Source organism: Microbacterium nanhaiense (assembly GCF_014646015.1).
In the GTDB taxonomy this organism is placed as follows: domain Bacteria; phylum Actinomycetota; class Actinomycetes; order Actinomycetales; family Microbacteriaceae; genus Microbacterium; species Microbacterium nanhaiense.
The window spans coordinates 305,244-318,638 of the sequence record NZ_BMMQ01000001.1 but is presented as its reverse complement, the minus strand read 5'-3'; the positions used below and the strand labels follow the sequence as shown (position 1 = coordinate 318,638).

Genomic DNA, 13,395 nt, shown 5'->3' with positions numbered 1-13,395 from the left:
ATTATCGAACATCGAAACACGCCTCTCCAGCGATACGCTGGAGCCATGAGCGCCCCGGAACGCAGTGTTGTGACCCAGGTTCGTGAACGAGGCCGCGCGCAGGTCGTGATCATCGGCGGCGGGATCAACGGGATCGCGACGTTCCGCGATCTCGCCCTCCAGGGCGTCGATGTTCTACTGGTCGAGCGCAACGACTTCGCATCGGGCGCATCGGCTGCATCGAGCCACATGGTCCACGGCGGCATCCGCTACCTCGAGAACGGCGAGTTCCGCCTCGTGCATGAATCCGTCACGGAGCGCAACGATCTCCTGAAGACCGCGCCGCACTTCGTCAAGCCGCTCAAGACGACGGTTCCGATTTACCACTTCTGGTCGGGCCTGTTCCAGGCGCCGCTGAAGTTCCTGCTCGGCCGATCCGGGAAACCCACCGAGCGCGGAGCGGCACTCATCAAGATCGGCTTGACGATCTACGACGTCTTCGTGGGCCCGGGGCGCCGCACGCCCTGGCACCGCTTCCGGGGCCACACGGCGTCGCTTCGAGAACTCCCCCGTCTCAACCCCAGGGTCAAATACACCGCGACGTACTTCGACGCCTCGATGCACGACCCCGAACGTCTCGCGCTCGACGTGCTGAACGACGGCCTCGAATCGAACCGCTCGGCGCGGGCCCTCAACTACGTAGAGGCGACAGGCTTCACCGGCACGGGCGTGACCCTGCGCGACCGCGAGACCGGTGAGAACTTCACGATCGAGGCAGACGCCGTCATCAACGCGAGCGGTCCGTGGGCCGACCTGACGAACGCCGCGCTCGGCGCCCCCACCCACCTCATGGGCGGCACCAAGGGCTCCCACATCGTGCTCGATCATCCCGAGCTCGTCGCGGCGACGGGCGGACGCGAGATCTTCTTCGAGCATTCCGACGGGCGCATCGTCCTCATCTACCCGCTGAAGGGCCGGGTGATGGTCGGCACGACCGATATCGCCGCGGATCCGGCGAAGCCCGCCCGCTGCACGGAGGAAGAGGTCGATTACTTCCTCGACCTCATCGGCGACGTGTTCCCCGACATCTCGGTCTCGCGCGAACAGATCGTCTACCGCTTCAGCGGAATCCGACCCCTGCCTGCCAGTGATGCGTCCAGCACCGGTCAGATCTCGCGCGATTACCGGCTCGTCGTCGATTCGAGCCGCGGCATCCCGCTCATCACCCTCGTGGGCGGCAAATGGACCACGTTCCGGGCTTTGGGCGAGACGCTCTCGAGCCTCGTCCTCGACCACATCGGCGTCCCGCGCGCGGTCAGCACGAAGAACCGCGCCATCGGTGGCGGACGAGACTTCCCGATGTCGCCCCGCGCGCGCGGCGTGTGGCTACGGACGCGGATCCCCGGATCCGGCACGCGCGGGAACGTGCTGCTGGGTCGCTACGGCACGCGCGCCGCGGCCGTATGGGACACGCTCGAGGCCGAGCACGACGAGCCCCTCGCCGGCGACCGGCTGTCGACGCGCGAACTCGCCTGGATGGTCGACCACGAGCACGTCGTCCACCTCGTCGATGTGATCCTGCGCCGCACGGATCTCGCGTTCACGGGATCCGTGACCTACGAGTTGCTCGCCCGCGTCGCGGGTGCGCTCGCTCCCCTGCTCGGCTGGGACGAGGACCGCCTCGCCCGTGAGATCGACCAGACGGCGAACGAACTGCGCGAGGCGCATGGTATTGCGCTCGGAACGGAGGCCGCTCATGCCTGACTACATTCTCGCGATCGACCAGGGCACGACCTCAAGCCGCGCGATCATCTTCGATCGCCGCGGAACAATCGTCGCGACGGGACAGAAGGAGCACGAGCAGATCCTGCCGAAGCCCGGCTGGGTCGAACACGACCCCGCCGAGATCTGGCGCAATGTGCAGGAGGTCATCGGTCTCGCCCTGAGCCGCGCGGGCCTCACCCGCCATCACCTCGCCGGGGTCGGCATCACGAATCAGCGCGAGACCGCCGTCGTGTGGGATCGCGCGACGGGTGAGCCGGTGTACAACGCAATCGTCTGGCAGGACACCCGCACGCAAGCGATCGTCGATCGCCTCGCGAAGGGCCACGGCACCGACCGCTACACGAGCATCGTGGGCCTGCCTCTCGCGACGTACTTCGCCGGCACGAAGATCGCGTGGATCCTCGAGAACGTCCCGGGCGCCCGCGAGCGCGCCGAACGCGGCGAGCTGCTCTTCGGCACGACCGACACGTGGGTCCTGTGGAACCTCACGGGTGGCCCGGACGGCGGCGTGCATGCGACCGATGTGACTAACGCCTCGCGCACGCTCTTTATGGATCTCGACACCCTCGAGTGGCGCGATGACATCCTCGCCGACTTCGACGTGCCGAGGTCGATGCTGCCCGAGATCCGCTCCTCGAGCGAGATCTACGGTTATGCGAAGGATTCCTCGCTGCTGCGGGAGACCCCGATCGCCGGTATCCTCGGCGACCAGCAGGCCGCCACCTTCGGCCAGGCCGCGTTCGAGGCCGGCGAGAGCAAGAACACCTATGGCACGGGCAACTTCCTCATCTTCCAGACCGGCGAGGAGAAGATCCTGTCCTCCGGGGGACTGCTGACCACCGTCGGATACCAACTCGGCGAGCAGCCGGTGCGGTACGCGCTCGAGGGTTCGATAGCCGTCACCGGCTCGCTCATCCAGTGGCTGCGCGATCAGCTCGGCATCATCAGGTCCGCTCCGGAGGTCGAGTCGCTGGCGGCGAGCGTCGACGATAACGGGGGCGTCTACCTCGTTCCCGCGTTCAGCGGCCTCTTTGCCCCGTATTGGCGCCCCGACGCCCGCGGTGCGATCGTCGGGCTCACCCGGTTCGCCAATAAGGGACACATCGCGCGCGCCGCGCTCGAAGCGGTCGCGTATCAGACGCGCGACGTGCTCGACGCCGTCGGCACCGACTCCCCCATGGATCTGAGCGAACTGCGCGTCGACGGCGGCATGGTCGCGAACGACACCCTTATGCAATTCCAGGCCGACATCCTGGGCGTGCCCGTCGTTCGACCCGTGATCACCGAGACGACGGCGCTCGGTGCGGCCTACGCCGCGGGCCTCGCGACCGGCTTCTGGGAGAGCCTCGACGAGTTGCGCGCGAATTGGCAGGAGGACCGCAGGTGGGAACCGCGGATGGACGCCGCGGAGGTCAACCGGCTCATGCGCGGCTGGCGCAAGGCCGTCACCAAGTCACTCGACTGGGTCGACGACGACGTCCTCTAGCACGGAGGCGTTCGCTCGGACGACCGCGCGACGCGGCGTTGCCCCCACCTCGTCGGGCAGCTCGTACAGCGGGTTCACCTCGCACACGACGCCCGCGCGGCGCATCGCCCGGGCGGATGTCGCCGGGTCGGCACCGCGGGCGGCGACCGCCTCCGGGTGGGCGCCGAGCGCCTCGGCGAGCAGTGGATCCGCGACGAGACGCTCCAGCAAGCTGCGCTGATCGGGGACGTGCGTTCCGCCGACCACGAGCTCGTCTTCCGGCGCGTGCATCAGCCATGGCCCGGCCGCGTCGGCGAGATAACCCCCGCGCGCGACGTAGGCATAGGCCCCGCCGAGCACGTCGCCCGTGTCGAGCAGGATCTCGGTCTCGATCCACACGCGCTTGTACCACGGGGCCTCGGTGGCATCGATCTCGGTGAGCTGGGCATCGGTGAGGAGCTGGAGTGCCATCGTGCTCTGGGCGCCCGGCGAGGCCACGAGGGTCGCGGGAACATAACCGAATGGCGCCGCGAATCCGCAGAAGCCCGACACGTAACCCGAGACCCGCGCCGACATCGAGACGATCTCGAAGGGCAGCCCCACGGCGGCGAACTTGTGGCGGAGCTGCGACGGCGCGGCATTCGACCCGATTGCCAGCACCGGTGCCCGCGCGGAGAGGTTTACGCCTTCCAGGCTGTCGACGGCGCGCAGTTCGTCGTGCGTGATGAGCACCGACGAGGTCGGCCACACCCCGGGATAGCCGAGCGGGTTCACGCGCGGGGCGCTCTCGGCCGCAAAGGCGTCGGTCATCGTCCTCCCGATACGACGAGGGCGGCCCCGCGGGGCCGCCCTCGCGGTGTCAGTTCTTGCCGAACAGCTTCTGGATCTCGGACAGGTCCGCGTCGCTGGGCTGCGGCGCGGCAGCTCCCAGGCCGAAACCGGATCCGGTCGGAGCCGTCTCGGCGACCGGCTCGACGGCGCGCTTGGCCGGGTTGCCCGAGCGACCGCCCTGGAACTTGCCCTTCGCCTTCTTCGCCTTCTTCCCGGTCGGCTTCATACCGGGCATCGCGCCCATGCCGGGGATCCCCGCGTTCTCGCCGCGGGCGACCTTCTTCATCATCTTGGCGGCCTGCTCGAAGCGGTTCACGAGCTGGTTCACCTCGGTGACCGTCACACCGGATCCGCGGGCGATGCGCGCGCGTCGCGAACCGTTGAGGATCTTCGTGTTGTTGCGCTCAGCGGGCGTCATGCCGCGAATGATCGCCTCGGTGCGGCCGATCTCGCTCTCGTCGAAGTTCTCGAGCTGCTGCTTCATCTGCCCGCCCATGCCGGGAAGCATGCCGAGCATCTTCTTCATCGAGCCCATCTTCTTGAGCTGCTGCATCTGCTCGAGGAAGTCTTCGAGGGTGAAGGCCTCCTTCGCGAGCTTCTCCGCGACCTTGCGGGCCTCCTCCTCGTCGAACGCGGCCTGAGCCTGCTCGATGAGTGTCAGGATGTCGCCGAGGTCGAGGATGCGGCTCGCCATGCGATCGGGGTGGAAATCCTCGAGCGCGTCGAGCGTCTCACCGTTCGAGGCGAAGATGATGGGACGACCGGTCACCGATGCGACCGAGAGCGCCGCGCCACCGCGGGCGTCACCGTCGAGCTTCGAGAGCACGACGCCCGTGAAGTCGACGCCGTCCTGGAACGCCTTGGCGGTGTTGACCGCGTCCTGACCGATCATCGAGTCGATGACGAACAGCACCTCGTCCGGATCCGTCGCCTTACGGATCTTCGACGCCTGCTTCATCAGCTCCTCGTCGACGCCGAGGCGACCGGCCGTGTCGATGATGACCACATCGTGCTGCTTCTGCCGCGCGAACTCGACGCCCGCCTTCGAGACCTTCACGGGGTCTCCGACGCCGTTGCCCGGCTCGGGCGCGTAGATCGCGGCGCCCGCCTGCTCGGCGACGACCTGCAGCTGGTTGACGGCATTCGGACGCTGGAGGTCGGCTGCCACGAGGATCGGCGTGTGCCCCTCGCTCTGCAGCTTCTTGGCGAGCTTGCCCGCGAAGGTCGTCTTACCGGATCCCTGAAGACCCGCGAGCATGATGACCGTGGGAGCGACCTTCGCGAACTGCAGCTTGCGCTGCGTGCCGCCGAGGATCTCGACGAGTTCCTCGTTGACGATCTGCACCACCTGCTGCGCGGGGTTCAGCGCCTTGTTCACCTCGTCGCTGAGGGCGCGCTCGCGCACCTTCGCCGTGAAGTCCTTGACGACCTGCAGCGCGACGTCGGCGTCGAGCAGGGCGCGACGGATCTCGCGGACGGTGCCGTCGACGTCGGACGCCGACAGGCGCCCCTTCGTGCGGAGGTTCTTAAATGTCTCGACGAGACGGTCGGAAAGCGTGCCGAAAGTAGCCATGGTGGCCCCATTCTACCGCGACGGTTCCTCCAGAACGGCGAGTGCACGATCCAGGTGCGCCTCGAGGGGCGCAGACCCGGCCCCGCTCGCCGCCCACGAGGAGATTGCGGCGAGAACAGCGGCCCCGTACGCACCGCCGCGCACCTGCGCGACGAGCGGATCCGCGCCCTCCCGGCGCAGGGCGCGCGCGGCGAGATCGGCAACGCGCTTCTGGCGCAGCGCGCCCTCTCGCTCGAGGTGATCCTCGATCTGCATCGCCTCGGCGTTCGCGAGTGCGAGCGCGAGCGCATCCGGCGCGAAGCCCGAGGCGAGGGAGCGGATGACCTCGCGCGCCGGAAGCGAGTCGTCGGCGGCCGCGATCCTCTCGTCGAGCGACCGCCACAGCAGTTCGGCCTTACCAGGCGCGTAATTGAAGAAGCTCGAGCGCGCGATTCCGGCGCGCTGCGCGATCTCGCCCACGTTCGTGGCCTCGTAGCCCTGTTCGAGGAAGAGTTCGCACGCGGCTTCCGCGAGCATGTCGCTCGTGATAGCCCTCGGCCGGCCCCTCTTCCCCGTCTGGATTGCCATGCACCCAGGGTATGTCGCGGAGCTGATCATCGGCGCGGTAGGGTTTATTAGACACTGTCCATTATCGAGGGATGTCGCATGCTCGATGTACTGGAGGCGGGGTTCATGCCCGCCGCGGTGCCGTACCTTCAGGGGTGGGACCTGCAGCGCAGGATTCATGCCGAGGTGGCCGCGGGAGCGCGGCCGGAGACGCTGATCTTGCTTGAGCACGAGCCGGTGTTCACCGCCGGCTCCCGCACCGCGCCGCACGAGCGCCCGACGCGCTCCGATACGCCGGTGATCGACGTGGATCGCGGCGGCAAGATCACGTGGCACGGCCCCGGCCAGCTCGTCGGCTACCCCATCATCCGCGTGTCGGACCGCGGAGACGCGGTGGAGCTCGTGCGCGGCATCGAGCGCATGCTGATCGACCTCGTCGCCGATCTCGGCATCGTCGGAGTGCAGATCGACGGGCGCAGCGGTGTCTGGGTCGAGCGCGCCGACGGATCCGCCGACAAGATCGCCGCCATCGGGATGCGGGTGCAGCAGGGCGTGACCATGCACGGTTTCGCGCTGAACTGCAACCACTCCCTCGACCCGTACGACGAGATCGTCGCCTGCGGCATCACCGACGCCGGCGTGACGACCATCGCCCGCGAATCCGGGCGGGACATCTCCCCCGCCGATATCAAGGACGCCACCGCGTCCGCCTTCCGCGACGCCTTCGAGAGGATCCCCGCATGAGTGTCTCCGCCCCCAACGGCCGCAAGCTTCTCCGCCTCGAGGTGCGCAACTCGCAGACCCCGATCGAGAAGAAGCCCGAGTGGATCAAGACTCGCGTCAAGCAGGGCCCCGAGTATCAGGAGCTCCACTCCCTCGTAAAGACGGAGGAGCTGCACACGGTCTGCCAGGAGGCCGGCTGCCCCAACATCTTCGAGTGCTGGGAGGACCGGGAGGCGACGTTCCTCATCGGCGGATCCCAGTGCACCCGCCGATGCGACTTCTGCCAGATCGACACCGGCAAGCCGGACGCCTATGACACGGATGAGCCGCGCCGCGTCGCCGAGTCCGTCCGGCGCATGGGCCTGCGCTACGCGACCGTGACGAGCGTTGCGCGCGACGATCTCGCCGACACGGGCGCCTGGCTCAACGCGGAGACGGTGCGGCAGATCCACGCCCTGAACCCGAACACGGGCGTCGAACTGCTCGCGAACGAGCACAACGCGGATCCGCGCTTCCTCGGCGAGATCTTCAGCGCACGCCCCGAGGTCTTCGCGCACAACGTCGAGACCGTCCCGCGCGTGTTCCGACGGATCCGGCCGGCGTTCGACTACGACCGCTCGCTCAGCGTCATCACGCAGGGCCACGAGGCCGGACTCATCACGAAGTCGAACCTCATCCTCGGCATGGGCGAGGAGCCCGAGGAGGTCGCCGTCGCCCTGCAGGACCTGCACGACTCGGGGTGCGACATCATCACGCTCACGCAGTATCTCCGGCCGTCGCCGCGGCACATGCCGGTGGCCCGCTGGGTGAAGCCGGACGAGTTCGTCGAGTTCAAGAGGCTCGCAGAGGAGATCGGATTCCTGGGCGTGCTCGCGGGTCCCCTCGTCCGCTCCTCCTACCGGGCGGGCAGGCTGTGGGCGAAGTCGATGCGCGAGAAGGGACGCGAGATCCCCTCGCACCTGCAACACATCGGCGCCGACGAGCCCGCCGAGTTCGCGCAGGCGGTCTAGGTCCGCACGGGCGGGGTTAGACTTGTCGACGGTCCTTTTCTGGACATCGTCCAATTCACCGTCGAGGGGATTCCATGCCTCTGTTCCGTCGTGCCCTGCTGGCTCTCGCTCTCGCCTCCGCGGCGCTGCTCGCCGCCGGGTGCTCCGCGCCCTCCGAGGGCTCCGACCCGAGCGCCGCACCCGCCGAAACGATCGAGGGCGGCACGCTCGTGTACGCGACGGGGTATGGCGAGCCCAGCTGCCTCGACCCGCATGTGGGCGGCTACTGGTCGCAGGCGCTGCTCGCGACCCAGGTGCTCGAACCGCTATTCGGCCGCTCCGCCGATGGCGAGATCGTCCCCTGGCTCGCGGAATCGGGCACGCCGAGCGAGGACGGGCTCAGTTGGGACATCGTGCTGAAGGACGGCATCGCGTTCACGGATGGCACGCCCTTCGACGCCGAGGCCGTGAAGGCAAACATCGAGCACATGCAGGATCCGGAGACGGGCTCGTCGACCGGCCGCATCGCGGTCAAGGAGATCGAGAGCGTCGACATCGTCGATGACACCCACCTCACCCTCAACCTCTCGCGCCCCAAGTCGGCGCTCCTCGAGGTGCTCAGCCAACACTGGGCGGCGATGGAGTCGCCGGCCGGCATCGAACGCGGCAAGGACGCGAACTGCCAGGCCCCGATCGGCACCGGCCCCTTCGTGTACGGCGAGTGGACGCCGCAGGAATCGATCCTGCTCACGCGCAACGACGACTACGTGACGACGGCGCCCGAGGCCGACCACGACGGCCCCGCTCACCTCGAGGCGATCGAGTGGCGCTTCATCCCAGACGCCGCGACCCGACAGGCCGCGCTCGTCTCCGATGAGGTCCAGATGGTCGACAGCCCGCTGCCGACCGACATCATGGCGGCGGAGGGCCAGGGCATCACGCACATCAATGCTCCCCGCGCGGCAGCGTCGAACCGGGTCGAGCTGAACATGGCCCAGGCGCCCTTCGACGACATCCGTGTTCGCGAAGCGTTCATCCGTTCCGCGGACCCGACACCGGGCATCGAGACGCTGTTCGCGGGCACGGCCGAGCGCTCCTACTCGGTCATGTCGAGCATGGAGCCGTTTGCCTACTCGGACGAGTCCCTGTTCAGTACCGATACCGAACGCGCCGCCGAGCTCCTCGACGAGGCGGGCTGGGTCATGGGCGACGATGGCATTCGCGAGAAGGACGGCAAGAAGCTCACGGTCCGCTTCCCTGTCGCGAGCAACCAGTCCACGCAGGCCGAGCAGTCGCTCTTCGAGCAGATTCAGGCGAACACGGCGAAGGTCGGCTTCGACGTGCAGCTCAATGTGACCGATCTCTGGGGCTGGTACGAGAACTTGTTCGCGTACGAGTACGAGGCGGTGTCCGCCCCCTACACGACGGTCGGCCCCGACGTGCTGCGCATCACCTATCACTCCGACAGCCGCACCCCGGAGCCCTCGGGTTACTTCGCCAACGTGTCGGGCATGAACGATCCGGAGGTCGACGCACTGCTCGACGAGGCCCTCGCGACGACCGACGAGGCCGGCCGCAAGGAGCTCTACACCGAGGCGCAGAAGCGGATCCTCGAGTCGTACGCCGCCATGCCGATCTACGACGAGCAGAACCACTACCTCACGAAGGGGGTCGAGGGCGTAGTGCCGATCGCCACGATCAACACTCCGACCCTGATCAACGCCGCGCTCACGAAGTGACCGCCGCCGCACGCGTCGCGCGATGGATCGCGGCGAAGCTCGGAGCCGCGATTCTCGTGCTCTGGCTCGTCGCGACCGTCGTGTTCTTCGCCATGCGAATGACGGGCGATCCGTTGCAGGCCGTGCTCGGCGGCCCCGGATCCCAGGCGAGCGAGGAGGCGGTCCAGGCAGCCATCTCCCAATACGGCTTCGACAAGCCGCTCGTCGTGCAGTACCTTCTCCAGCTGCGCGACATCGCCACGCTGGACCTCGGCGACTCGTTCTCCAAGCATCGCCCCGTCGCCGAGCTCATCGGCGAGCAACTCGGATCGACGGCGCTGCTCGCGGTGCTGGCGCTTGGCGCCGCGTGGGCGATGGCGCTCCTCGGGGCGCTGCTGCAGGCCGTCACCCGGGGGCACCTCGGGCGGCTCGTCGCGGCGATCGTCCGCGGCCTCGAGATCGTCGCGAGCGTCGCGCCGCAGTTCTGGCTCGGCGCCGTCATGATCATGATCTTCGCCTCCTCGCTGCGGTGGCTCCCCGCGACGAGCGCGGGCAACGACCCCGCCTCGCTCCTCATGCCCGTGATCACGCTCGCGGTGCCCATCGCGGGATTCCTCTCGCAGGTGTCGCGCGACGCCCTCGACGATGCCGACGCTGCCCCCTTCGCGACGACCGCCCGCGCCCGCGGCGCAGCCGAGTCTCGGGTACTCGTCCGCCACACGCTTCGTCACGCCGTCCTACCCGCGATCTCGCTCTCGGGTTGGGCCTTCGGCGGACTGCTGTCCGGGGCGCTCGTCGTGGAGGTGTTGTTCGCTCGGCCGGGCCTCGGCAGACTGCTGCAGGACGCGGCTCTCGGCCGCGACGTGCCGGTCATGGTCGGGGCGATCGTGATCGTCGCGCTCATCTACGTCGTCGTCATGATCGCGACCGACGCGCTCGAACTCGTCGCGGATCCGCGGCTGAAGCGGCGGCACCGCCCCGCGCCGATCGTGGCGGTGGGATCATGAGGCGGCTGGGCGTGCCCGGCGTCGTCGCTCTTGCGGTCGTCGCGCTGATCCTCCTCGCCGTCGCGTCGCCCGGATTCATCGCGCCCGCGGATCCGCTGGCGATCTCACCCGTCGACGGCTTCCAGCCGCCGAGCCTCGCGCACCTCTTCGGTACCGATGAGTCGGGGCGCGACGTGCTGTCGCGCGTGTTGCACGGGGCGCGGCTCTCGGCCGGCATCGGTCTGGCCGCAACGGCGATCGGCGTGGGGCTCGGTGTCGTGCTGGGCTTCTGCTCGGGTCTCGGCCCGCGCGCCGTCGACGCGGCCGTCACGCGCGTCGTCGAGGTGCTCTACGCCCTGCCGACGCTCGTCATGGCGCTGCTGTTCGTCGCCGTCATTGGACCGGGCCCCGGCAGCTCGATCCTCGCGATCGGTCTCGCCACAGCACCCGGATACGCCCGCATGGTGCGCTCCCGAGTGCGGCAGGTCGCCGGCAGCGACTACGTCGCCTATGCCCGCCACGAGGGCGTCGGCCGGGGGCGCGTTTTCGTGCGACACACGCTCCCGAACACGCTGTGGCCGCTCGCCGCGATGATCACCCTGGGCATCGGCCAGGCCATCGTCTGGGTGTCGGCGCTCAGCTTCCTCGGGTTGGGAGCCGCCCCGCCCAGCCCCGAGTGGGGCTCGATGCTCAACGCCGGTCGCGTGTATCTGCTGAACGCACCGTGGATGACGCTCTTCCCTGGGCTGGCGATCGTCGTGACGGCGACGGCGCTGACCGTCCTCGGGCGGAGCATGTCGAAGGGATCGGCCGCATGAGCGCGCTCCTCACCGTTCGGAACCTCTCCGTGGATCTCGCCGGCTCGGGACGTGTCGTCGACGGTGTCTCGCTGGAGCTCGCCCCCGGCGAGGTGCTCGGCGTCGTGGGCGAGTCCGGGGCCGGAAAGTCGGTGCTCGCGCGCAGCCTGCTCGGCCTCACTCAGCGCGAGGGCATCGTCACCGCCGATGCGCTCTCGTTCGACGGCCGCGAGATGCGCCGGGCCGGCCAGCGCGCCTGGCGGAGGCTCCGCGGATCCGAGATCGGCCTCGTTTTGCAGGACGCGCTCCAGTCGCTCGACCCGCTGCGCACCGTCGCGGCCGAGGTCGGCGAGACGCTGCAGATCCAGCGCGTGCCGCGCCGCGAGCGGCGCCCCCGGGTCATCGAGGCCCTCCGGCGGGCGGGCCTCGCGGACGGCGATTCCTTGCTCTCCCGACGCTCGGGCGATCTCTCCGGCGGCATGCGGCAGCGCGTGCTCATCGCGTCGGCGATCGTCGGTGGCGCGCAGCTCATCATCGCCGACGAACCGACGACGGCGCTCGACGCGACCGTTGCGGCACGGATCCTCGACCTGCTGCGCGAGCTCGCTGCGAGCGGCGCGGCCGTGATCTTCATCACCCATGACCTCGCCGCGGCGCGTCGCGTCGCCGACCGCGTCGCCGTCATGGAACGCGGCCGGATCATCGAACAGGGCGCGACCTCGGACGTGCTCGGGGCTCCCTCGCACCCGACCACGCGCGCCCTCCTCTCGGCGATCCCGCACGGCGCGAAGCCGCCCACGAACTCCCCCGGGGCGGTTCTCATCGGCGCCCGCGGCCTCGTGCGCCGCTATGGCTCGACGATCGCGGTCGACGGTGCCGACATCGACGTGCGCGCGGGCGAGACCGTCGGCGTCGTGGGCGAGTCCGGATCCGGGAAGTCGACGCTCGCGCGGCTGATCATCGGCGCGGAGCGCCCCGATGCGGGCACCGTCTCGAGCGCCGGCGCACCGCGCGTGCGGCTCGTGCCGCAGGATCCGCTGGGCTCGTTCGACCCGCGGCACACCGTGCGGCGGATCCTCTCCCTCTCCCGCCGCGCCGGCGGCCTCTCGCCCGAAGACCTCATGGCCCGCGTCGGCCTCGACGCGGTGCTGCTCGGCCGCCGGCCCGCCAGGCTCTCGGGCGGCCAGCGTCAGCGCGTTGCGATCGCGCGGGCGCTGGCGGCGCGGCCCGACGTGCTCGTCTGCGACGAGCCCGTCTCGGCGCTCGATGTCACCACCCAGGCCGGCATCCTCGACCTGCTGCTCGACCTGCAGCGACGCGAGGGCCTCGCAATGGTCTTCATCTCGCACGACCTCGCCGTCGTGCGCCGGGTCAGCGACCGCGTGCTCGTCATGAAGAGCGGTCGCGTCGTCGAAACGGGTCCCACGGAGCGCGTCTACGCTGACCCGCAGGATCCGTTCACCCGCGAGCTCATCGCGGCGGGGTGATCACTTCTCGTTCGTCACGGAGAGCACGACGCCCTCGGTCGAGACGTTGACGAAGAGGACGTCGTCGTTGTCATCGGCGTCGAAGGTGTACTCGAGTACCGCGAAAGGCTCCTCGCTGCCGTGCTCGTCGGCGAGGATCGTCATGCTCATCAGCTCCATCGAGCGGATCACGTCGACAGGGGCGTCGCCCGAGACGTCGACGAGGTAGTCGTCGAGGTCGTCGCCGTAGCGCTCGGTCATGTCGAGCACAAACTCGGTCACGTCGCTCGCCCGGTTGTCGACCTCGCGGAGCATGAAGTCTCGCGCGCGGCGGTCGAGGATCTCGAGCCCCACGATCAGCGAGGCCGCCGAGTCGAGCGCCGCCGGCGTGATGTCTTCCTCGTCCGGCGCCGTCAGGTCGACCGTGACGCGCATGTCGCCGAGATCGACGTTCTCGCTCCAGAAGATCGCGCCGTCGGGACCCGACTCGAGCAGCCCGAAGTAGTCGTGTTCGATCGCCATGGGTCTACTCAATCA

At 69.0% G+C, this 13,395-nt stretch carries 12 protein-coding genes; 8 read left to right on the top strand and 4 right to left on the bottom strand.

Annotated features, from left to right (window positions below; genetic code table 11):
* Positions 1–45: 45 nt before the first annotated feature.
* Entirely contained in the window at positions 46–1,743 is a 1,698-nt protein-coding gene (locus IEX05_RS01650) for a glycerol-3-phosphate dehydrogenase/oxidase (protein WP_188699654.1), read from the top strand.
* Entirely contained in the window at positions 1,736–3,250 is a 1,515-nt protein-coding gene (gene glpK, locus IEX05_RS01645) for a glycerol kinase GlpK (RefSeq protein ID WP_188699653.1), read from the top strand. Before IEX05_RS01650 ends, glpK begins: the two co-directional genes overlap by 8 nt.
* On the opposite strand, the gene IEX05_RS01640 is transcribed toward glpK, so the two are convergent.
* The 3 genes from IEX05_RS01640 to IEX05_RS01630 are packed head-to-tail and all read right to left on the bottom strand — an operon-like array spanning position 3,218 to position 6,200.
* Positions 3,218–4,039, bottom strand: a complete 822-nt coding sequence (locus IEX05_RS01640) for a hypothetical protein (protein WP_188699652.1) — start codon at positions 4,037–4,039, stop codon at positions 3,218–3,220. The genes glpK and IEX05_RS01640 overlap by 33 nt on opposite strands.
* 49 nt (positions 4,040–4,088) lie before the next feature.
* Positions 4,089–5,633, bottom strand: a complete 1,545-nt coding sequence (gene ffh / locus IEX05_RS01635; protein WP_188699651.1) for a signal recognition particle protein — start codon at positions 5,631–5,633, stop codon at positions 4,089–4,091.
* 12 nt (positions 5,634–5,645) lie between these two features.
* Positions 5,646–6,200 (bottom strand): TetR/AcrR family transcriptional regulator, encoded by a 555-nt coding sequence (locus IEX05_RS01630; protein ID WP_188699650.1) that lies wholly within the window; start codon positions 6,198–6,200, stop codon positions 5,646–5,648.
* A 78-nt stretch (positions 6,201–6,278) separates the two neighbouring features.
* Here IEX05_RS01630 and lipB point away from each other — a divergent pair, with 78 nt between their 5' ends.
* The 6 genes from lipB to IEX05_RS01600 all read left to right on the top strand — a co-directional run bounded on the left by lipB (position 6,279) and on the right by IEX05_RS01600 (position 12,879).
* Complete coding sequence (lipB, locus tag IEX05_RS01625; RefSeq protein ID WP_188699649.1) at positions 6,279–6,923, top strand: lipoyl(octanoyl) transferase LipB; 645 nt, start codon at positions 6,279–6,281, stop codon at positions 6,921–6,923.
* Positions 6,920–7,912 (top strand): lipoyl synthase, encoded by a 993-nt coding sequence (lipA, locus tag IEX05_RS01620; protein ID WP_188699648.1) that lies wholly within the window; start codon positions 6,920–6,922, stop codon positions 7,910–7,912. The genes lipB and lipA overlap by 4 nt, the downstream gene beginning before the upstream one ends.
* Positions 7,913–7,986: 74 nt before the next feature.
* Positions 7,987–9,630: an ABC transporter substrate-binding protein gene (locus IEX05_RS01615; RefSeq protein WP_188699647.1), complete on the top strand. Its 1,644-nt coding sequence runs from the start codon at positions 7,987–7,989 to the stop codon at positions 9,628–9,630.
* Positions 9,627–10,616 (top strand): ABC transporter permease, encoded by a 990-nt coding sequence (locus IEX05_RS01610; protein ID WP_229661061.1) that lies wholly within the window; start codon positions 9,627–9,629, stop codon positions 10,614–10,616. The genes IEX05_RS01615 and IEX05_RS01610 overlap by 4 nt, the downstream gene beginning before the upstream one ends.
* Positions 10,613–11,413, top strand: coding sequence for an ABC transporter permease (locus IEX05_RS01605; protein WP_188699646.1), 801 nt, complete (start codon positions 10,613–10,615; stop codon positions 11,411–11,413). Before IEX05_RS01610 ends, IEX05_RS01605 begins: the two co-directional genes overlap by 4 nt.
* Positions 11,410–12,879, top strand: a complete 1,470-nt coding sequence (locus tag IEX05_RS01600; protein ID WP_188699645.1) for an ATP-binding cassette domain-containing protein — start codon at positions 11,410–11,412, stop codon at positions 12,877–12,879. The genes IEX05_RS01605 and IEX05_RS01600 overlap by 4 nt, the downstream gene beginning before the upstream one ends.
* Here the strand turns inward: IEX05_RS01600 and IEX05_RS01595 are convergent, their stop codons facing one another.
* Positions 12,880–13,380 (bottom strand): DUF2004 domain-containing protein, encoded by a 501-nt coding sequence (locus IEX05_RS01595; RefSeq protein WP_188699644.1) that lies wholly within the window; start codon positions 13,378–13,380, stop codon positions 12,880–12,882.
* Between the last annotated feature and the right edge of the window lie 15 nt (positions 13,381–13,395).

Excerpts from the sequence above, each read along its gene's own strand:
- IEX05_RS01595 (WP_188699644.1), bottom strand. The coding sequence starts at position 13,380 with ATGGCGATCGAACACGACTACTTCGGGCTGCTCGAGTCGGGTCCCGAC.
- IEX05_RS01605 (WP_188699646.1), top strand. The coding sequence starts at position 10,613 with ATGAGGCGGCTGGGCGTGCCCGGCGTCGTCGCTCTTGCGGTCGTCGCG.
- ffh (WP_188699651.1), bottom strand. The coding sequence starts at position 5,633 with ATGGCTACTTTCGGCACGCTTTCCGACCGTCTCGTCGAGACATTTAAG.
- lipB (WP_188699649.1), top strand. The coding sequence starts at position 6,279 with ATGCTCGATGTACTGGAGGCGGGGTTCATGCCCGCCGCGGTGCCGTAC.
- IEX05_RS01615 (WP_188699647.1), top strand. The coding sequence starts at position 7,987 with ATGCCTCTGTTCCGTCGTGCCCTGCTGGCTCTCGCTCTCGCCTCCGCG.
- IEX05_RS01630 (WP_188699650.1), bottom strand. The coding sequence starts at position 6,200 with ATGGCAATCCAGACGGGGAAGAGGGGCCGGCCGAGGGCTATCACGAGC.
- IEX05_RS01600 (WP_188699645.1), top strand. The coding sequence starts at position 11,410 with ATGAGCGCGCTCCTCACCGTTCGGAACCTCTCCGTGGATCTCGCCGGC.
- IEX05_RS01650 (WP_188699654.1), top strand. The coding sequence starts at position 46 with ATGAGCGCCCCGGAACGCAGTGTTGTGACCCAGGTTCGTGAACGAGGC.
- lipA (WP_188699648.1), top strand. The coding sequence starts at position 6,920 with ATGAGTGTCTCCGCCCCCAACGGCCGCAAGCTTCTCCGCCTCGAGGTG.
- glpK (WP_188699653.1), top strand. The coding sequence starts at position 1,736 with ATGCCTGACTACATTCTCGCGATCGACCAGGGCACGACCTCAAGCCGC.
- IEX05_RS01640 (WP_188699652.1), bottom strand. The coding sequence starts at position 4,039 with ATGACCGACGCCTTTGCGGCCGAGAGCGCCCCGCGCGTGAACCCGCTC.